Annotated in this window: 15 protein-coding genes, 1 pseudogene and 1 riboswitch; of the genes and pseudogenes, 13 read left to right on the forward strand and 3 right to left on the reverse strand. The window is 40.0% G+C overall.

Annotation, left to right across the window (positions count from 1 at the left end; all coding sequences use genetic code 11):
* Positions 1–131 precede the first annotated feature (131 nt).
* Positions 132–776: a WxL domain-containing protein gene (locus tag NFS43_RS12260; protein ID WP_251551964.1), complete on the reverse strand. Its 645-nt coding sequence runs from the start codon at positions 774–776 to the stop codon at positions 132–134.
* A gap of 80 nt (positions 777–856) precedes the next feature.
* Positions 857–942: riboswitch (cyclic di-GMP riboswitch) on the reverse strand.
* A gap of 338 nt (positions 943–1,280) precedes the next feature.
* Between NFS43_RS12260 and NFS43_RS12265 the strand changes: the two are divergent.
* The 4 genes and pseudogenes from NFS43_RS12265 to NFS43_RS12280 form a co-directional block, all read left to right on the forward strand.
* Positions 1,281–1,565 (forward strand): annotated as a pseudogene (locus NFS43_RS12265) (GyrI-like domain-containing protein); the annotation flags it as partial.
* A gap of 64 nt (positions 1,566–1,629) precedes the next feature.
* On the forward strand, positions 1,630–2,034 hold the full coding sequence (locus tag NFS43_RS12270) for a transcriptional regulator (RefSeq protein WP_251551965.1): 405 nt from the start codon (positions 1,630–1,632) through the stop codon (positions 2,032–2,034).
* A gap of 366 nt (positions 2,035–2,400) precedes the next feature.
* On the forward strand, positions 2,401–3,591 hold the full coding sequence (locus tag NFS43_RS12275) for an NRAMP family divalent metal transporter (RefSeq protein ID WP_251551966.1): 1,191 nt from the start codon (positions 2,401–2,403) through the stop codon (positions 3,589–3,591).
* 191 nt (positions 3,592–3,782) lie between these two features.
* Positions 3,783–4,787: a DUF3231 family protein gene (locus NFS43_RS12280; protein WP_251551967.1), complete on the forward strand. Its 1,005-nt coding sequence runs from the start codon at positions 3,783–3,785 to the stop codon at positions 4,785–4,787.
* A gap of 918 nt (positions 4,788–5,705) precedes the next feature.
* Here the strand turns inward: NFS43_RS12280 and katG are convergent.
* Positions 5,706–7,925: a catalase/peroxidase HPI gene (katG, locus tag NFS43_RS12285; RefSeq protein ID WP_251551968.1), complete on the reverse strand. Its 2,220-nt coding sequence runs from the start codon at positions 7,923–7,925 to the stop codon at positions 5,706–5,708.
* A 595-nt stretch (positions 7,926–8,520) separates the two neighbouring features.
* On the opposite strand from katG, the gene NFS43_RS12290 reads away from it, so the two are divergent.
* The 7 genes from NFS43_RS12290 to NFS43_RS12320 all read left to right on the forward strand — a co-directional run bounded on the left by NFS43_RS12290 (position 8,521) and on the right by NFS43_RS12320 (position 17,160).
* Positions 8,521–10,896, forward strand: coding sequence for a polyprenyl synthetase family protein (locus tag NFS43_RS12290; protein WP_420910329.1), 2,376 nt, complete (start codon positions 8,521–8,523; stop codon positions 10,894–10,896).
* 87 nt (positions 10,897–10,983) lie between these two features.
* The gene (locus NFS43_RS12295) at positions 10,984–11,652 is read left to right on the forward strand and encodes a YdeI/OmpD-associated family protein (RefSeq protein ID WP_251551970.1); all 669 of its coding nucleotides are present in this window, start codon (positions 10,984–10,986) and stop codon (positions 11,650–11,652) included.
* Positions 11,653–11,908: 256 nt separating this feature from the next.
* On the forward strand, positions 11,909–12,076 hold the full coding sequence (locus NFS43_RS12300) for a glycohydrolase toxin TNT-related protein (protein ID WP_251551971.1): 168 nt from the start codon (positions 11,909–11,911) through the stop codon (positions 12,074–12,076).
* Between the two features lie 11 nt (positions 12,077–12,087).
* Positions 12,088–12,414: a hypothetical protein gene (locus NFS43_RS12305; protein ID WP_251551972.1), complete on the forward strand. Its 327-nt coding sequence runs from the start codon at positions 12,088–12,090 to the stop codon at positions 12,412–12,414.
* 177 nt (positions 12,415–12,591) lie between these two features.
* Positions 12,592–14,028 carry an amino acid permease gene (locus NFS43_RS12310; RefSeq protein ID WP_251551973.1) on the forward strand — a complete coding sequence of 479 codons (1,437 nt, stop codon included), beginning with the start codon at positions 12,592–12,594 and terminating at the stop codon, positions 14,026–14,028.
* A 167-nt stretch (positions 14,029–14,195) separates the two neighbouring features.
* On the forward strand, positions 14,196–15,767 hold the full coding sequence (locus NFS43_RS12315; protein ID WP_251551974.1) for an ATP-binding protein: 1,572 nt from the start codon (positions 14,196–14,198) through the stop codon (positions 15,765–15,767).
* A 145-nt stretch (positions 15,768–15,912) separates the two neighbouring features.
* Complete coding sequence (locus NFS43_RS12320; RefSeq protein WP_251551975.1) at positions 15,913–17,160, forward strand: ATP-binding protein; 1,248 nt, start codon at positions 15,913–15,915, stop codon at positions 17,158–17,160.
* A 74-nt stretch (positions 17,161–17,234) separates the two neighbouring features.
* On the opposite strand, the gene NFS43_RS12325 is transcribed toward NFS43_RS12320, so the two are convergent.
* Positions 17,235–18,227: an NADPH:quinone oxidoreductase family protein gene (locus NFS43_RS12325; RefSeq protein ID WP_251551976.1), complete on the reverse strand. Its 993-nt coding sequence runs from the start codon at positions 18,225–18,227 to the stop codon at positions 17,235–17,237.
* A gap of 216 nt (positions 18,228–18,443) precedes the next feature.
* Between NFS43_RS12325 and NFS43_RS12330 the strand changes: the two genes are divergently transcribed.
* On the forward strand, positions 18,444–19,991 hold the full coding sequence (locus tag NFS43_RS12330) for an NAD(P)H-hydrate dehydratase (protein WP_251551977.1): 1,548 nt from the start codon (positions 18,444–18,446) through the stop codon (positions 19,989–19,991).
* 190 nt (positions 19,992–20,181) lie between these two features.
* A complete protein-coding gene (locus NFS43_RS12335) occupies positions 20,182–20,964 on the forward strand; it encodes an arginase family protein (RefSeq protein ID WP_251551978.1) in 783 nt (260 codons plus the stop codon).
* The last annotated feature ends 69 nt before the right edge of the window (positions 20,965–21,033 follow it).

Below are 21,033 nucleotides of genomic sequence, written 5' to 3' on the forward strand. Positions count from 1 at the left end.
GCGGGGCCTTTTCACCAATAAAATGGAAAAGCACCTACCCAACCTATTGAATTTTCATAGAACTTTTGACACTACCAAATAAGAAAAAGTCCCCCTTAGTATGGGAGGACTTAAAGAAATTTAACCATTTTTTAAGGAGCAGTCGTTAAAGAAACAGTTGCTTCTGATTTGTACGTTTTCGCATAGGCGTCCGCTCGGACTGTTAACTCAACGCCTAAGTCAGAAACAGTGTAGGAACCCATACCGCCATTAAGTGATGCAGATAACAGTTTTACTGGACTGTCTGTATCCAATGCCAATACCTGTTCTGCGGAAACTGGCGTAATAGTATCTACTGGAGATGATGTATCATCTTTTTGGGCTACAGTTGGAGCAGTTGTCAATTTAAGAGAGCCTGTAGGCAATGTTTTGCCGCCTGATACAAAATCGTTTGCTGCTGTGTCAAATTCTTTGAATTGAGATAATGTCATGGTTAGGTTCCATCCTTCACCAGTACCACGAGCATCAACAATATCAGATATGCCCCAATTTGCAGTAGGTGAAACAACTTTTGAACCAGTTAGAGTTGCAGAAAGTGGTGCGAATGTAATAGCGCCACCAGTTAAATCCCCACCATCAACAGTTGCACCCGACAATTCTGCAGCAAATGATGGCGTGCTGAATACAGTTGCAGTAATGCCGAATACAGCAGCAGCAGCGGCTATCTTTTTGAACAATGATTTATTATTTTTGACTCCCTTAGAATGATTCAGGGAAACGAATTGTTTTTTCTCCATTAAAAATCCCTCCAAAATAAAGTTTGATTTGGAAGAATCTTGAATTCGAACTCAAATTTCGAGTCTAATTCTCCATTCTTCACAGCAGTTCAGCCACCATAGTCCAATTACGTTAGGTCTGTAACTTTGCGGTCCCAATTTTTCAACTGGTTTGCCTTTGTTGTAAGAATGAGAACAATTTTTGACTCTCTGTATCTATGTCGAATTTTGTTGTTCATCAATCTCTGAAACTAATATTAAACCGTAATTAAAAAAATGAGTAGATATCAAATTTTGGTAGTTTATTAATTAGCTTATAAAAATTAAAACAATAAGGTTTTGCTTTGTTCGGGAGCTTTAATTAAGATTAGATAGAATAAAATGAATAACACTACATCATGTGGCATGAAATGTCGGATGGAGTACTTTTAATTTTGATATCCTCTATCCAAGGAGGGATGAAGGTGGATTGGCTTAAAAACGTGAATAGTGCCATTGGAGGAAAATCTTATGGAGGACATTGAAGGGGAACTCGATCATTATATTGGATCGGCAACAACAAAAGAGTGTCCGGAGAATTTACAAGAACTAGAGGTTGCTGCCTCAACATGGGCTGTATTTGAGGCAGTGGGACCATTTCCTGAGACTTTGCAAAAGGTTTGGGGACGTATCTGTTCAGAATGGTTTCCCTCTTCTACTTATAAACAAGCAGAGGGACCTGAAATATTATGGAACGAACACAAAGATTTTGCCTCACCTGCTTTTAGAAGCGAAATATGGATACCAGTAAAAATAATCAATTCGAAATAGCCTCAAGTGGGATACTGTTATTAAGGAATTGTCATTATGAATAAAGGTGGATGTGACACAAAATATGGAAACGATTCTAATTGAAAAAGATATAAAAGTGCTTTGTATAACAGCAAAATCTTTTCCGGACGGCATACAGGATGCGCATGAGAGACTTCATGAAATTCTCCCATTTTCAAAAGAGAGAAGATACTTTGGCATATCCAGGCCAGAAAGAGGCGTAATTGTTTACAAAGCAGCGGCGGAAGAGCTGGGAAACGATAAAGGGGAAAATTTACATTGCGAATCATTCATTATTGAAAAAGGGAAATACAGGTCCATAACCTTATTTAATCATAATCATGACCCTCAAAAGATTAGTAAAGCATTTGAGGAGCTTATTTCCTATTCTGATATCGACCCTAATGGCTATTGTATCGAATGGTATCATGGTGATGATTTAAAGTGTATGGTAAGACTGAATCCATGAAAGCCATAATCCTTGGTAAATAGAATAATCAGCAAGGATTAATTTTCTTGTTTCGATGATGGTCTGGTTTTTCTGAAAATATATTTTCAGATTTCCAGGCCTTTTTTTGCACACTTTTTTCTGGTCTGACATTTTCAGCGATTTTATTCCATAGGGGTTTGTTATTCTAACATCTATTATTTTGAGTATTCCGACCGATTTACTTGAATTTAATATCTTATTTAATATATAATAAATCCATTATTGTCATTGAAGTATATTTCGAATATTCTGCAACAGTGAATTTAAGGTACTTAGCTGCCCTAAGAATTCTACTTGTTCAAATATAGTTGAAATAATAAATAAAAGAGAATTAGGTGGAGAAATATGAAGAAAGAGTCAACAAGAAGTGTTCTATTAGGAGCTGCTTTTTTAATGGCTACAACTGCTGTTGGGCCGGGGTTCCTGACACAAACATCAGTTTTTACAGAGCAAATGATGGCTAGCTTTGGCTTTGTGATTTTAATTTCGATTATTATCGATTTCGGAGTGCAAATTAATATTTGGCGCATCCTAGCGGTTGCCGGCAAAAAAGCGCAAGATATTTCCAATGAAGTGCTTCCAGGACTAGGCTATTTACTAGCTTTCTTAATAGTTCTAGGAGGCCTTGCTCTCAACATTGGCAATATCGCAGGTGCCGGTCTTGGGACAAACGTTTTATTTGGGATATCACCTGAATTTGGTGCGTTTATCAGCGGTTTATTAGGAATTGCAATCTTCTTAGTGCGTGAGGCAGGGAAGGTGATGGACCGTTTTGCACAAATCATGGGGTTTGTAATGATTGCTTTAATCATTTATGTGATGTTCTCTGCACAGCCGCCTGTAGGTGAAGCTGTTGTCAGAACCTTTGTTCCAGAAAAAATAGATATGCTGGCCATCGTGACACTTGTAGGCGGCACGGTAGGTGGATTTATTCCATTTGCAGGAGGGCACAGGCTGATCGAGGCTGGAATCAAAGGAAAAGAGGCGCTGCCTGAAGTGACTAAGGGGGCAGTAAGTGCGATTGGAATTGCCTCTATTATTAGAATTTTCTTGTTCCTTGCTGCGTTAGGGGTGGTTGCCCAAGGACTCATACTGAATCCTGATAATCCGCCTGCATCTGTTTTCCAATTAGCAGCAGGAGATATCGGCTATAAAATATTTGGGGTTGTTATGTGGGCTGCTGCCATTACCTCAGTTGTCGGCGCTGCCTACACTTCCGTTTCTTTTATCCGTTCATTTAGTAAATTTGTTGAGAAATATTCCAATTGGTTTATTGTTGGATTTATCGCTGTTTCAACACTAGTGTTTGTGCTGGTAGGAAAACCGGTTAAGACATTAATCTTAGTAGGCTGCTTAAATGGATTAGTGCTGCCGCTTTCCTTATCGATTTTATTAATTGCTGCCTACAAGAAAAAAATTGTTGGAGATTATAAACACCCGCTTTGGATGACGATTTTTGGGATTCTTATTGTTATTGCCATGGCATTTATGGGTATCAATACAATCATTAGTGGAATTCCACAATTATTTGAATAAGACATAAGCTAGAATAATGCAGGGCTGTCCATTAAGGAGTCTGACTCCTTAATGGACGGCCCTATTTTTATGTGTGATTTAACCATAGGCCCCCCCTTTTAATGTTTGACGGAATATTACAGTTGATAAAATATATTTCCCTCTATTCTGGGCACATTATCCAATATGACAAAGAATGAGGAGGGTTTTTCATGTCAGTTCAACACAATCACATAAAGTTAACGGCAACTGAAATCTCTTATTTATGGAGCTCATATCTTGCAGATACTATGTCAGATTGTGTTTTACAATACTTTGCAGAAAACATTGAAGATAGCGAGATCAAATCATTGGTCAATTTCGCATTGGATTTAGCTCAGCATCATATTGAAACGATAAAAGGGATCTTTTTAAAAGAGGGGATCCCTGCTCCTATAGGGTTTACAGAAAAGGATGTAAATTTAAAAGCACCCCGTCTATTTTCAGACAAATTTTATCTCTATTATCTAAAAAATATGGCTAAAAGTGGACTAGCTACTATTAGCAGCGTTTTACCAAACATATATCGGACCGATGTTCTCTCATTTTCTTCAGAATGTTTAACTGCTTCTATGGAGTTAAGTAATAAGGTGACAAAGCTATCATTAGAAATGGGGCTGGCAGTTCGTCCTCCCTCTATTCCATATCCAAAAGAAGTTGAGTTTGTGCAAAAACAATCATTTTTATTAGAGGGTCTAGGCAAGCGTCCGCTTACTGGCCTTGAGATTACAAATCTCTATGCGAATATTCAAACCAATCAGTTAGGTACAAGCCTTGCAACAGGATTCAGCCAGATTGCTAAATCAACTAAGGTTAAGGATTATATTCTCAGAGGAAAGGCAATTGCACTAAAACATATAAAGGTTTTCAGTGATTATTTAGTTAATAGCTCATTGCCTATACCTATGTCGTTTGATCAAGAAGTTACGGATTCAACCGAATCCCCTTTTTCAGATAAATTAATGATGTATCATTTTAACTTAATGATATATTCTGGAGTTGGAAATTATGGCATGGCTGTTTCCCAAAGTCAAAGAAGTGATATGGCAGTGGATTACTCCCGTCTTTTGGCAGAGGTTTTAAAATATGGCGAAGATGGAATAAATATTATGATTAATAATCAGTGGTTAGAGCAGCCTCCATTAGCCATTGACCGCAAAAAGCTGGCGGAGGGTTAAAATACGGACCACTTTATTTTACCTTGAACTGGAGAAGGAGGGTTATTTGCAGATGAATGCGGGGAATTAGCATTCTCCTTGAAAAAGAACATAACTCTATTGGCAGCGGGTGTGATTCTATGATCCTTTCCATATACCTTTTTATCATCATTTTACTTTTCATTTTCTTCTGCTGTTATAAAAAGAAACTTCATCTTTTTGAAATTTTCTTTATATGGCTGGTGGTTTGGTTAATCACACACCATTTCATCTATCTTAATTGTTAATTTAAAGGTAATTGGTTTTGTAAAATTAGAGAGGTAAAATATGCTGCTTTATTTTCCGGGAAAATTTGATGTGAATGAGTGGACCATCAGTATTGCATGACTGCTAAATTTGCTGTTATTTATAATTTTGCCGAAGCGATTTCCGAAAGAAGTGACTCCACTTATAGTCTTATTAAGTATTTCTTTTCCAAAAATTTTGGATCACACGATAGCAGCAAAATCCATTAACTTATACAACCTTAATGATATGAAGCAGTATGAAATGTTTGATGTAGTATTGTAGGGTGTCTATCCTGCTATTGGTTATTTATTTGTTTATATATTGGATCGATATAACATAAAAAGAATGAAATTAGCTGGGTATTTCCTCCCTTGGAGGTTTCTTGGAGTTGGAACTGATTTTTTATTGGTAAAGCTGCATGTGTTTAATTACACGGGTTGGAAACTTATTTATTCCCTGTCAGTATATATTTGCGTTCTTTTGCTTACTTATTTGGCTTTTCAATTGATTATGTATTACTACAATAAAAAAATGAATCCGAATACCGGATTAAACCAAAATGAATATAGCGGTGAATGGCAATGACTGGCTGAATCCATTGCGGGCAAAGGAAAAACCGCCGTCTTTTTTTGACGGCGGTTCCTTTTCCTATTACTTGCTTGCTAGTTGAGCTTTCTTAAGGTTAAGCGCCTTTAGATCGAAACGATCTGCGTTCATTACCTTGACCCAAGCAGCAATAAAATCACGGACAAACTTTTCTTTATTATCGTCCTGAGCATAAACTTCGGCAATGGCACGCAGAATGGAGTTTGAACCGAACACTAGGTCAACTCTAGTTGCTGTTCGCACGACTTCACCTGTCTTGCGATCATGTCCTTCATAAAGGTTTTCTCCAACAGGCTTCCATTCTACTCCCATGTCAAGCAAGTTAACAAAGAAGTCATTCGTGAGGGTGCCTGCACGATCAGTGAATACGCCATACTCAGTTCCACCATAGTTTGTGCCTAAAACGCGCATGCCGCCAATCAAAACAGTCAGTTCTGGTGCCGTAAGGTTTAAGAGCTGAGCCTTGTCTATTAGAAGTTCTTCCGGACTAACACTATACTGTTTCTTTTGATAGTTGCGGAAACCGTCAGCGATAGGCTCGAGCACTTCAAAGCTTTCGATATCGGTTTCCTCTTGTGCAGCATCACCGCGGCCAGGAGCAAAAGGAACCGTTACATCAAAGCCTGCATCTTGTGCAGCCTTTTCAATGGCGGCACAACCGCCTAGCACGATCAAATCGGCCAAGCTGACTTTATTATCCAGGTCCTTTTGAATGCCTTCTAGCACCTGAAGCACTTGTGCAAGTTGTTCCGGCTGATTCACTTCCCAATCTTTTTGCGGTGCAAGACGGATGCGGGCACCGTTCGCACCCCCGCGATGATCCGAGCAGCGGTAAGTGCTGGCAGAAGCCCAAGCAGTTGTGACAAGCTTGCTGACAGTAAGTCCTGAGTCTAAGATCTTGGCTTTAATCTGAGCTATTTCAGCATCTGTTAAATCATAATTGCCAGCTGGTACTGGATCCTGCCAGATGAAGTCTTGTTCTGGAACTTCTGGGCCAAGATATCTTGCTTTAGGACCCATGTCACGGTGTAAAAGCTTGAACCATGCGCGGGCAAACACATCAGCAAACTCTTCTGGATTCGCATGGAAACGGCGGGCAATTTTTTCGTATGCAGGATCATGACGCAAGGCGATATCGGTCGTAAACATCATCGTTGGCACTTTAATGGATGAATCTTCTGGATCCGGTGCCAAATGCTCTTCATCAGGATCTACAGCAAGCCACTGCCATGCACCAGCAGGACTCTTTGTAAGCCACCATTCATAGCCTAATAACATATCAAAGTAACCATTATCCCATTGTGTTGGGTTAGGAGTCCAAGCCCCCTCAAGACCGCTTGTGATTGTGTCGCGTCCTTTGCCTTTGCCATATGAGTTTTGCCAGCCTAGGCCTTGTGCTTCAATAGGAGCAGCTTCCGGCTCTGGACCAACATTAGCCGCATCTCCTGCGCCATGTGCCTTGCCGAAAGTATGGCCGCCTGCAATAAGGGCAACGGTTTCTTCATCATTCATCCCCATACGCCCAAAGGTTTCACGAATGTCACGAGCCGCTGCAATAGGATCTGGCTTGCCATTTGGACCTTCTGGGTTAACATAGATCAGGCCCATCTGAACAGCTGCAAGCGGATTCTCTAGATTACGTTCACCAGTGTAACGTTTATCATCAAGCCATTCCTTTTCAGTGCCCCAATAGACATCTTCTTCTGGATGCCAAATATCTGGGCGTCCTGCACCAAAACCTATTGTCTTGCCGCCCATGGATTCAATCGCAACATTACCTGCGAGGACGAGCAAGTCTGCCCAGGAAATTTTGTTGCCATATTTTTGTTTAATTGGCCAAAGGAGCCGTCGGGCTTTATCAAGGCTGACGTTGTCAGGCCAGCTGTTCAGCGGTGCAAAACGTTGGTTGCCAGTGCCGCCGCCGCCGCGGCCATCACCCGTACGGTATGTACCTGCAGCGTGCCAAGACATACGGATAAATAATGGGCCATAATGTCCATAGTCAGCTGGCCACCAATCTTGGCTGTCTGTCATTAAATTGCGAAGATCCTGCTTAAGAGCATCGAAGTCCAGCTTGTTAAATTCTTCTGCATAATCAAAGTCTTCTCCCATAGGGTTTGATTTTTTATCATGCTGACGGAGAATATTCAAGTTTAATGCATTGGGCCACCAGTCTCGATTTGTCGTGCCGCTTGATTTGTAACTAGTGGCACTTCCGTGATGAAACGGGCATCCTTCGATGTTACCATTGACTTTAGAATCCATTTTTTTATCTCTCCTTTTGTATAAATTTAGTGGTATATAATTATTCATCTAGTTTTAAGAAACTTAAACTAGAATGATAATTGCAAGAGTTAGCGGTTATGCTAAATTATGAAATAATTAAAAATAATCTAGACTATGTGAATAAATTTATTATAGGAATAGTTTTGTCTATTTTTGTTTTGAAAAGGTGACAAAATGATGAAGTTTCATAGGTAAAGTAAATTAAAAATGCAATGTGAGCTAAGCAAAAGAAGTATTTCATAGAAGAGATTACTTAAAGAAGAATGATTGATAAGATATTTGAATAGAACCAAGGGTCATAAAAAATGCAATATATTCATCTATTACCATTTTAATGAAGTGGCATGATAATATGCAAGTCTTAAGGATATCCAATTAAAAATCTTTAATAGATCGAATCAAAAAGCGGCCAATGGATTCTTTATTGCGTGAGTCCATGTGCTGTTGTTAGGCAAGTATATTCTTTCAATTCCAATATGTTTTTCAGAAAAATAGGTGTTATGTTAATCTTATAGAATATATATAATGATGGAACAAATGAACTTCCAATATTATAGAACTTTAAGCAGAGGGAATGGACGGTATGGAAGAGAAATTACGAAAGAATGGCGAGGAATGTTACCGCCTGGCTGAGCAGAATGCAGCAGATTATTTTCATTTACTTAATCTTCTTGTCTCGCAAAAAAATTATGTCCCCATCTTAACAAATGATCTACTGTCATGGAAGAAACAACATGTATATCCTCTTTCTTTCCGAAGCTTTTTTTCTAAACGAAAACCAGTAACAGGGCATTATCAAAAATATATCCAATGGCTCCATTACACCAATAAACTGGATCCTTACTTGGAGCGGAGCATCTCTTATATCTTTTTAAGGGACTTGGGAAAAGGACTGGATCACAAAGACACTTCTACCAAGATTCGGACAACAGTGGAGGGCTTGAAACAACATTTGAAAATCAATCATCATGAAACAGCAGATCCGTTGAGTATCGCGGGATTGTACCGGTGGGCACAGAAGGAAGGGATCGAGTCAGCGATTATTTGGCTGATAGATAAACTAAAAAAAGCTGCAGCATATATCCCGAATGAAATGGATCCAGAGCATGCCATCCGTAAGCTTATTAAAATTATTGCTGGAGTAGTTATGAATGTGCTTGATGGGCTGGAAGAAGGCATTTCATCAGAAAAACGAGTCGAGGCCCTTGATGAAGCCATTCGGCTAGGCTATTCTTATGGACTGGCCTATCCTTTTATTGATGATCTCCTCGATGCAAAAATACTGTCTAAAGCAGAGAAAAAACGATACTCCGATTTGATTCGTGCCACCCTGATAACAGGATCAGCTCAAAAGCTTGGTGAATGGCCAGGGGAAAACAAAGATCTAATCCGATATATTCATAACGAACTTAGCGAGGCGTTCGAATATATTAAGGACCATCAGAAGCAAGAGAACAGCAAATTGTTTTTTGAACAAGCTTTCGTCTTTTTTCAGTCTCAGGAATTGGACCGTATAAAGGATCTGGAGAATGAAACTTATACGAATGAGCAGCTTTATATACCGGTCATTTTAAAATCATCCTCTTCACGTATGATTGTCCGATCCGTCATTAGTGCTCCTGAGAATGAGGAATTTGACCAGCATACTTTTTATTATGGCATTTATAATCAGCTGGCGGATGACTTTGCCGATATGTTTGAGGATTTAGAAGAAGAAAGGGTTACTCCATATACCTATTTTATCCGGCATCATGAAAAGCGAACGGATCTTATCAATCCCTTCGAATTATATTGGGCGGTTATTTGCCATCTGATTCATGATGTGTATCATGCTGATGCCAAATCACTTGAGGTAGTCTTGGATCGTGCCATAAATGGTTTAAAACGATTTAGAGAACGGCATGAATCCAAAAAATATAACGAAGTAATGGAGCTTTTTGCCTCGGGAATCCCTCCATTAAATCGGCTGGTTCAGCAAATGGTCCGAAAAGCAGATGATGTGGATTTCTTTGATAAGCTGCTTCGGGACCATATGATCATGGTTTTGCAGAATGAGCGGAATGAAAGGGAAGAATTTTTAAAAACCATTGAGATGATACGGAATCAAATTAACAAGATCTTGCCTGTTGCCCATCATGATTCGTCCCTATTAATGGAAATGCCAATCATAGATGCTGCTAACTACAGTCTTAATGGTGATGGAAAACGGCTGAGACCGATAATAACCTGGGTGGCAGGTGTTGACGGTTACGGTTTAGCGGCTTCGGCAATGGTGCCGTTATTAAAATCATTGGAATATATGCATACCGCCTCCTTAATTTTCGACGACTTGCCGTCTCAGGATAATGCGTCCTATCGCCGAGGCCGTCCGGCATTGCATCAAGTATATAATGTGGCTATTGCGGAACTGACCGGTCTTTTTCTGACTCAAAAGGCAACGGAGGAGCAGGCTGCCCTGAACGGCTTCGATGCCAAAACCGTCCTTCAGCTGATTCAATATTCGGCTAGAGTAACGGGAGAAATTTGTATGGGACAGGCAATGGATTTGGAATCAAAGGGAAAAGCATTGACGCTGGCCCAGCTAAATAAGCTGTCCTTTTATAAAACAGGATTGGCTTTTGAAGCATCACTAGTTATGCCTGCTATTCTTGCCCAAACAAGTGAATTGGAAATAGAAGCCTTAAGAAGGTTTGCCCTTCATGCAGGAATTGCGTTTCAAATTAAAGACGACCTGCTGGATGTAGAAGGAGAGCAGGCAGCATTAGGCAAACCTGTTGGCATGGATGCCCAAAACAACAATTCAACTTTTGTGTCCGCCCTGGGGGTGGAGGGTGCCAGGCAAACTATGTGGGACCATTATGCCCATGCAACGGAGATTCTCCAGGATATTCCGTGGAATACCGTTTTTCTTAAACAATTACTGAACTATATGGTAAACCGTGAGCGTTAATAGAAGGATTTGCTGTTAGTAGTTGCTAATGATAAATTGAAATCTTAAACTATTCATAGTATCAGACTAAATGCAATGGGTGGTAAGATGGCCAAAACAATTGTTGAAAAATTAAATTTAAAAAAGTATGCAAAAGCAGCGGTATTAAATCTGCCGGAAGGTGCAGATTATATGGCTGGGCTGGAGGGATATGACTCAGAGCTGGCAGATCCTCCTTATGACCTGATTTTTGCTTTTGTGCTTGATTTGGAGTCTTTTAAAGTTCTCGTCAATCAAGTCATTGAAAAAAATAATCTGAATAAAAATGGCTATTTGTTTGTAGCCTATCCGAAAAAAGGAAATAAAGTTTATTCAACTTTTATTCATCGTGATGATTTATTTCCAAGCTTAGGCGTGAACGAGGAAGGTTTTGTGGGCACAAGCAATATCAAATTTGCCCGCATGGTAGGATTAGATGACATTTTTACGGTTGTCGGCCTAAAGGAAGAAACTAGAAACAAAAAACAAACGGCTGCCAAGGCAAGTCAATGCGTGGATGATTATATTGAATTAATTCCAGAGGTCGAAAAAGATTTAAAAGACACGCCAGACCTGCTGGCATTCTACCAATCGCTCACAGAAGGGTATCGAAAGGACTGGGCACGATATGTGTATAGTGCCAAACAGGAAGCAACAAGAGTCAAACGGAGGGATGAGATGAAAAAAATTCTCGGGGCCGGTTATAAGTCCCGGGATTTATATGTGAGAGCTCATTAATATTAGAATGTTTGTTGTAGCCCTTAAACGCGAGTGTTTAAGGGTTTTTTAATTAGATAAAAGCTTAGAAAGAAAATCGAAGTCTTTCATTCTTCAATTACATACTTTTGTACTATTTAAACAGTAAATATTTACCTTAATATAGGGGAGGAGGTGTGTTACGATAGGGACAAAAGTCTACGGAGGATAAAAATGGAAAAGCGTTTGAAGAAATCGGCAGAATCGTTTGATTCAATCCTCTCAGCAGCCATTATAGGTGGTTAGGCCATTTGAAGCAAAGGCCGGACCGATTGTCCCATGGTTTGACCAACCGGGAATGGGAACACAATTTTTTGCGGATTATAAGATTAAAGATATATTTGGGAAGGACGTACCTGCAACAGTTGAAAACTTATTGAACAATAGTTACATTAAAAAGCCGTAGGAGATTGATAGATGATGAATATTAAGCAAGCAGCTGATTTATTAGAGAAGGAAGGAATTGCTGTAGAAGCGGGGGCGCAGTCCATCCATGTGATTCCTAAGCATCAGAGTTTCCACCTTACGAGAGTATCCCAGACGGAATCAAAGGTTCAATTTATCGGGGAGAACAATCAGGAAGTCTTTGAAACCACGGAATTACAAGACTGGGTTGCATACTCGGCGATGTTTGATTTTGTCTATTTGCTTTCACTTTTGGAAGAAACAATTAACCGGTACGTAAAGACCAATCCATTAATGAGATTAACAGAGAAAGAAATTGCCGCTTTTATAACTGCATAAATAGCAGCTTCCACCTCATGGCGGGGGTAATTCATTCTTTGCATTAATAGAATATCTAAAAAACTGGAGGAATGAACCTTCAGTTTTTTTTATTCATCATGCCTGCAGAATCATTTTTTATGGTTCAGTAAATAATAGCAGGGAAACAAAATACTTTGGCAGGAGAGAATAAAAAGAATGGAACCAAACCAAAAAGGACTATCCGCTTGGCAATTAACGATGATGGCATTGGGAAGTGTCATCGGGGGTTCGTTTTTCCTAGGCTCGTCGGTAGCAATTCATGCAGCAGGCCCTTCCATCATCATTTCCTATATTTTAGCAGGAGTGTTAGTGTATTTTATTTTATATGCTTTATCTGAGATGACCGTAGCAAATCCTTCTGCTGGATCATTCAGTACGTTTGCTTCACGGGAGCTCGGTGAGGGAATGGGCTTCATAACAGGCTGGCTTTACTGGACGGGAATCGTTTTGTCTATGTCAAGTGAGGCCACAGCCATTTCCATACTTTTCCGGAAATGGTTTCCCGGGGTTTCCATTGGACTCCTCGGCAGCTTGATTATCATTGGAGTAACAGTGCTAAATCTTTTAGGAGCCGATAAGCTTGGCAAACTGGAGAGTGCTCTTTCAGGGGTGAAAATATTTGCGATTATATTTTTTATCCTGACAGCCATAGCATTAATTTTTGGCGTGCTTCCAAATGCTGCGACAATAGGAGCAGGGGAGCTGGCGAACGAGCCGTTAATGCCGGGAGGTATAACAGGGATTGCAGGAAGTATGCTGCTCGTGATTTTTGCCTATGCGGGCTTTGAAATAATTGGTTTAGCGGCAACAGAGGCGAAAAACCCTACAGATACCATTCCAAAGGCGATCCGATATACCGTTTTCGCTCTGGTAGGACTATATATTGCCTATGCGGCTGTACTGCTTCCGCTTATACCTACAGCATCACTAAATGAAAATATCAGTCCAATGGTTGCATCTCTCACTAGATGGGGCATTGGCTGGGCGGGAGCCGCCATTAACTTAGTGTTGATTTCCGCCATTCTTTCTGCCATGCTGGCCGCTATATTTGGGCTTGGAAGGATGATTCGGTCGCTTACGGATGAAGGACACGCACCTTCCTGGCTGAAAGATCGGCGTGATGTTCCATACAAGGGGATTTTATTTTCCGGGGTGGCGATGCTGGCAGGGCTGGGCTTTGGGCTATTGTTTCCAAGAGTTTATTTAGTGCTAATTAGTACGGGAGGTTTTGCTTTAATTTTTACCTATGCCGTGATTATGGCCAGCCATATCCGCTTTCGAAAAAGGGACGGCTGCCCTCCAGACGGAATATGCCAAATGCCGGGATTTCCATACACTTCTTGGATCGCGCTGGTAAGCATGGTCATTGTCCTTATCAGTATGCCGTTTATTCCAGGACAAGGGACGGGGTTAATCGCCGGTATGGTTATGGTTCTGTTCTATACCTTGATTTATTTCGCTATGCGTTATCGAATCAAATCCCGGGATAAAATGGAAGCTCATAAAAAATTTCATCCGAAAAGCTATCAGCATCGAATATTAACCGAGTTTTCAAAGGAACTAATCGATGAGGACAGGGAGAACAACGATTAAAAAGGAAGAATAAATAATGAAGTGGAGTTTGAAAAACTTTCCCAAATTAAATTAGTTGCTTTTTAATATACGTGCAGAGTTTTTTTATATAAAATAAACTAGTAACTCTAAATAATCTAAACAATCCAAAAATAATCCTGTTATTATTTCAGAAAGGAGCTAAATCTATGAAATTGGAAGAAAACCAATTAACAGGAACTGGAAGCAATGCTCATCTGAATCAATTGGCATCCGTTGGTCAAATTGCAGCGGGTATTGCTCATGAGGTGAAAAACCCTTTGACAGCCGTTAAGGGGTTTTTGCAGCTGCTGCAGCAGGAGCATGATCATGAATATTTAGAAATAGCTCAATCAGAATTAGAAAATGCCTTAATTACGTTAAATAATTTACTTCAGGTATCAAAACCTGACTTGGAAGATGAAGAAGTTCAAAAGATTTTTTTGTCCGTAGAATTGGAATCGATTCTAAATTTGTTTCAAGATAAACTCTATGACATTACGATTATCACTGATTTTAAAAATATGGATGTTTCCATTATTGGAAAAAAGAATCAATTTAAAAAGGCCTTTTTTAACCTTATCAAAAATGCCATCGAATCGATGGACGGCAAAGGGACATTAACGCTTACCCATAAATGCGAACAAGATGAAATCGTTGTTTCCATAAAAGATACAGGCGCTGGTATACCTCAGGATAAACTTTCAATGCTGGGCACTCCGTTTTTTACGACAAAGGAAACGGGGACTGGCATGGGGCTAATGCAAGTTTTTTCTGTTATTTATCAACATGGCGGCAAAATAGTGGTAGACAGCAAAGAAAATCATGGAACCACTTTCATAATTAATATCCCTCTGCAGGGACAGTTGAAACCAAATGGGGTGAAAGCATTGCCGTTGGAATATGTTGAAGAATCATCGATTAAAGATTTTTTCTTAGGGAACCGAAAAGCTTTTGAGGAAAAGCTGCTCGATGAGGCCATCAATGTAAAAGATCAAATTGATGAAATTCAAAATATCGGAAATATCAATCTATTAAACAATGCCCATAAACTTGTATTATTTATCGTCGAAGGCCGCGAGCACGACTTAATCTCATTTGCCAAGCAGGAGGGCGTTGCCTGGGCGAAACATTCCTTGACCCTTGCCTTGAAGCTTGAGTGGGTAAAAGCAATTAGGAGAACGATGTGGAATTTTCTATATCAGTATGATTTACTTAACCAAACACAGGCTGACAGATTGAGCTTTTTCTCATTGGAGAAAAACATCAATGACTTAATGGATCAATTCCTTACATATTTCTTCATCAGCTATTCTAAGTTTAAAGATGAATTGCTGGAGAAGCAGCATAAACTGGTTGAACATTTGTCCGTTCCGATTATTCCGCTAAATGAGGAAATCTGCATTTTGCCATTAATTGGCACTATCGACGATAGGCGGATTATGACCATTCAAGATAAGGTGCTGGCAGAAATTGAAACCAACCATATACATACATTAATTATCGACCTTTCCGGTGTTGCGTCGATAGACACGCAAGCAGCAAATGATTTAGTTAAGGTAATAAAAGGCATTTCCATAATGGGATGTAAGCCGATATTAACTGGATTGCGGGCTGAATTGGTAAAAAGCCTCATTTCCCGCGGAATTGGGTTAAACTCGCATGCCGAATTTAAAGGGACGCTAAAGCTTGCCTTGCATGAGGTTGGATTTAAAAAACAACTGCAGATCGAAATGGAATAAGCATTTGTTAGTTACCTGGCAAATGCTTTTTATATCCAGTTAAGTGTGCCGTTTTTGATATAATTAGAAAATATTCCTTTAAATAGAATTTATTTGTTATACTCTTAAATAGAGAATCCGCAAATATATTCGAGGAGTTATCTAGATGCCAATTGATATTGAAATCCTGTTTTATCAGGTATTAATTGTCCTTTTTCCAATAGTAGTCTACCATTTGTTTTTTATTGAGAAAAAAAGCGACCGTAACAAACCCCTTTCAAAGCTGACCTTCATCCTGTTATCCATCTTAGTTCTCGCCATGGCAAAACCCATTCAATTTTCAGATGAATATATTTATGATTTCCGCATCATTCCATTTCTCATATCGTTTGTTTATGGAGGCCCCATTTCGGGGTTGATTGTTACCGCTGCTTTATTAGCCATTCGTTTTGTAATAGGCGGGGAAGGTTTTTTTGTTGTTTTAGTTAATTATTCTTTAACCTGTGGGGTACTGCTTCTTTTTAATAAAAAGATAAAATTATACCAAGAGAAAAATAAGCTCCTATTCATTAGCCTGATCTTTTGGGCCAACACCTTTATTGTGATGCTCACTCTCTTCGTCCAAAATGAAAGCGGCCAGGTCAAATTTATGCTGCTTTTTTATACCATTACATGGGTCTGCATGCTGCTGGTTATGTATATTATTGAAAATGTCAATCAGCAGCTGGAATACCGTGAGAAGCTGCAAAAAAATGAAAGGTTAAATGTTGTCAGCCAGCTGGCTGCGTCCGTTGCTCATGAAGTCAGGAATCCCTTAACTTCCGTTCGGGGTTTTTTGCAGCTGCTTTCCGATGATGAAAATTTGAAAAAAAATCAAAGAGAATACATCGAAATTGCCATTAGTGAATTAAATCATGCCCAATTGATTATTAATGATTATTTGTCCTTAGCGAAACCAAACATAGAAGAATTTTCGTTCATCAATATTTCAGAGGAAGTAAATAAGACGGTTGCTTTGATGACCTCTTACTCCAATATACAAAATATCTTGATCCAGACGAAAATTCAGGAATCCCTTTTTATTAAAGGAAATAAAAGTGAAATTAAGCAGGTACTGGTCAATATAATGAAAAACGGAATAGAAGCGATGAATATGGAAGGAACGCTAACGGTTAATGCATTCCAAAAAAACGGGTTTGTGTTGATAGAAATAGGGGACAGTGGAAGAGGAATGACGCCGATCCAATTAAAAAAGCTCGGAACCCCTTTTTATACGACTAAAGAAAAAGGAACAGGCGTCGGTTTGACGATATCGTACCAGCTTGTGGAGGCCATGAAAGGAACTATCATGGTGGATAGTGAGCCGGGAAAAGGGACTGTTTTTACTATCTTGTTTCCTAGTGCCAATCATTAAGCGTATAAAAAAATCCCTCATTCAACTGCGAAAATCCAGTTGATGAGGGATTTTAACATTGCAAGTTATATTAATTAAATCGTTACAACAAACCTTCCTTTTGCCTGCCCTTTTAAGATAAGAGAAAGTGTTTCAGGCAGTTCCTCTAATGTAGCCTCTTGGGAAATCGTTTCTAAAAGTCCAGACGGTTTGAGGTCAGCAGCCATACGGTTCCATAATTCTTTTCTTACCTCCATTGGGCAATACACGGAATCAATTCCAAGCAGGCTGACGCCTCTTAGGATAAAAGGAAAAACAGTGGTCGGCACATTACCGCCTGCGGTCAATCCGCTCACAGCGACCGCCCCGTTGTATTGAATTTTGCTTAAAACAGACGCCAAGTACTCCCCGCCAACAGGATCCACTGCTCCGGCCCATAGCTGTTTATCCAAGGCTCGGATTTTTCCGTTATATACCTCTTCACGGGAAATTATTTCTGTTGCCCCAAGATTATGTAAGTAATCATGTTCGGCTTCCTTGCCTGTACTTGCCACTACATGATATCCTCGTTTCGCCAGCATGGCTACTGCAAGGCTTCCAACACCGCCAGTTGCTCCCGTTACTAAAACCTTGCCCAAATCTGGGGTTAATCCATTTTCCTCTAAACGCTGAATTGAAAGGGCAGCGGTGAATCCTGCAGTTCCATAAGCCATCGCTTCTTTTAATGATAAACCGCTAGGTAACGGGACAATCCAATCCCCAGGTATCCGTGCATACTCACTATATCCTCCATAATGAGACACGCCAATCTCATAGGAGGTGGCGATCACTTCATCCCCTTCTTGAAAGCGCGGGTCTTGGGAGGATACCACGACTCCTGCCAAATCAATCCCGGGAACAAACGGATAAGATCGCACTATTTTTCCATCCGGGCTGCTGGCCAATCCGTCCTTGTAGTTGATGCTTGAATAGGCCGTTCTGATTAAAACATCACCTGCGGGAAGATCGTCAAAAGATAGATTTTTAATAGTTACAGAGAAGTTGTTGTCCGTTTTGTCCACCACTAATGCCTTAAATAGTTCACTCAAAATTCATTACTCCCTTCGATAAAAACTATATTAAATGTGTAAATATATTCTATCTTACTATATACAGCCTGAAAAATTTGTCACAATCCTGCGAACTTCTTAACGTGATATCTGAAGTCCTTCTCACTTGAGCTGTTTTTATTGTATCCAATTTCCTGTATGTTTGGCGGGACTGCCTTATAATAAAAGTAACAATGAGCCACAGGAGGGATTTCAATGTACGCAGCAGGTCAAAAGGATATGCAGCAAATGGATGAATATACAATGGGCACTCTCGGACTGCCTGGCATTGTGTTAATGGAAAATGCAGGTGCAAGAGTTGTGGAAGAAATGGTAGCAAATGCCCCAAATGCTAAACAAAGGGCGGTCATTCTTGCAGGGGGCGGAAATAATGGCGGCGATGGTTTTGTCATATCCCGAAGACTGGCTGATATCGGCTGGAATCCTCTTCTATGTTTGTTAGTAGATCCAGAACGAATCAAGGGGGATGCCAAGATTCACTTTGAAGCCTATATCAAAAGAAACCTTCCCATCATTTATTTGAATGGAAAAAATTTAAATTCACTGCAAGCAGAATTGAATCAGGCGGACATTATCGTAGATGCGATATTAGGGACTGGTGTGAATGGGCCGGTAAGACCGCCGCTTGACCAAGTGATATCTATGGTCAATGACTATAGCGGAAGAATACCCATTATTTCTGTTGATATTCCATCAGGGCTTAGCAGTGATACTGGTATAGCAGCGGGTGAAGCTATTAAGGCCGACAGGACGGTTACTTTTGTTTTTCCGAAAAAAGGCTTTTTCTTACAGGATGGTCCTATGCATGTAGGAGAATGGAAGGCAGCAAATATTTCTGTGCCCGCTACTGCTGCTGCAGAATTAAAGCTGGATATGCCGAAAATCATAACAGAATCACTTGTAAAGGACTTTATGCCAAAAAGGCCTCAAAATGGACATAAAGGGACCTTTGGGCACACATTAATTTTGGGAGGCTCTCGGCAATTTGTGGGTGCCCCGATTTTTGCAGCTAAAGCGGCACTTCATTCAGGAGCAGGGTTGGTGACATTAGGTTTGCCAGAATCTATTTATCCCATGGCAGCCGCACAAAATCCGGAATCGTTATTTTTGCCATTGGCGGATGAAGACGGCCATTTTGCGGCAGTGGCTGTGCAAGAGTTGATGCCCCTGTTGAGTCAGTTTGATAGTATCGCGATTGGTCCCGGCATGAGCAGGTTTTCGTGCGGGAGAGAATGGCTGCGAAAATTGCTCGGTGCGCTGACTGACCAAACCATTGTCATCGACGCTGATGCGCTTTATTTGCTAAGAAACGATCTCGATTTTTTCAGCAGCTTCGAAGGGAAGGTAATCTTTACCCCGCATCCTGGGGAAATGGCAGCGCTATTGAACCTTTCAGTAAAAGAAGTTGAGGCCAATCGGCTGGAGATTGCCAAGTCGTTTGCTATTCAAAACCATATTCATTTACTTTTAAAAGGACATCGTTCGATCATAGCCAGCACTGAAGGGGAGGTATATATCAATCCATACGGACATGATGCTCTTGGCAAGGGAGGAAGCGGCGATATCCTTACAGGTCTGACTGCCTCGTTCTTGGCACAAGGGGCAGAACCAATAAAGGCAATGATCTGCGCAAGTTTTTTCCATGCCAGAGCCGGTGAAGAGAAGGCGAAGTCCCTCTCACATTATGGCGTGATGCCGCTTGATATCATCGATGGGGTGAAGGAACTGTTAAACAGCTTTTGAATCATGAGAGTAAACGGCTTCTATAAAACATCATAAATCGTGTTTTTATTTAAAAAAAGTCTTGCCATTCAGCCGGCAAGACTTTTTTTATAAAATGTTTCAAGGAATAATTTCCATTTGGGTGCTATAATTAAAATACTAGTAACCTATTTAAAATCTTTAAATACGCTTTTTTTGGGAGATGAAGATGATGGGGTTATTAAAAAAAGGAATGAGTATACTACATTTTGATGAAACGTATTTTTGGCAAAGGGGGCTCCAAAACCATAAGCATGAGGACATTGATTTCACGAATATGAAACACGTAAACTTGTATTGTGAAGCTGAATCATTACAATTATTGAAGAACAGGCTGCAAAAACGAAATCAGAAGGGGATCACTTTTATTGGCAGTGGAAACTTCCATTATGTCACCTTTTTATTATTAAAGGAAATTACCAATCCCTTCACATTACTATTATTTGATAATCATCCAGATTTAGGGGAAGAACAGAGTCAAGAGCAAAGTTTGCTCTCGTGCGGATCTTGGGTGTCATATGCTCTTAAAGAAATACCTTTACTGCAGAAGGTCGTCATCATCGGCCCTACAGCCAATACTTTTTACTCCACTAATCCTCGAGTCATATTTTTCCCGTTTAAGGGCAGACACCAATATTCAATCCAGTCCATTCTATCAGTCATACAAACAAAAAATATATATATCAGTATCGATAAAGATGTTCTAAATACCACAGAGGCCATAACGAATTGGGATCAAGGGACCATGAAGCTCGATGGATTAACCCATTACCTGGAATGGTTAGTCCATGAAAAAGCGGTGGAGGGAATCGATATTTGCGGAGAAGCTCATTTATCACCCGTACACGCCTTTTTACCAGAATATCAGGCAATGATTCAAAAAAATGAAACGGCTAATTTAAAAATATTGCAGGCGTGCTTAATTGAGAAATACCAACAAATTAAAGGGGCATAGCTTGATCTGATTATTATTGAAAATTGTTGTTAATTTGTTGATTTTCTTCCTATAAATTAGAAAAATGTG

It is taken from the genome of Neobacillus muris, assembly GCF_943193175.1.
In the GTDB taxonomy this organism is placed as follows: Bacteria; Bacillota; Bacilli; order Bacillales; family Cytobacillaceae; genus Neobacillus; species Neobacillus muris.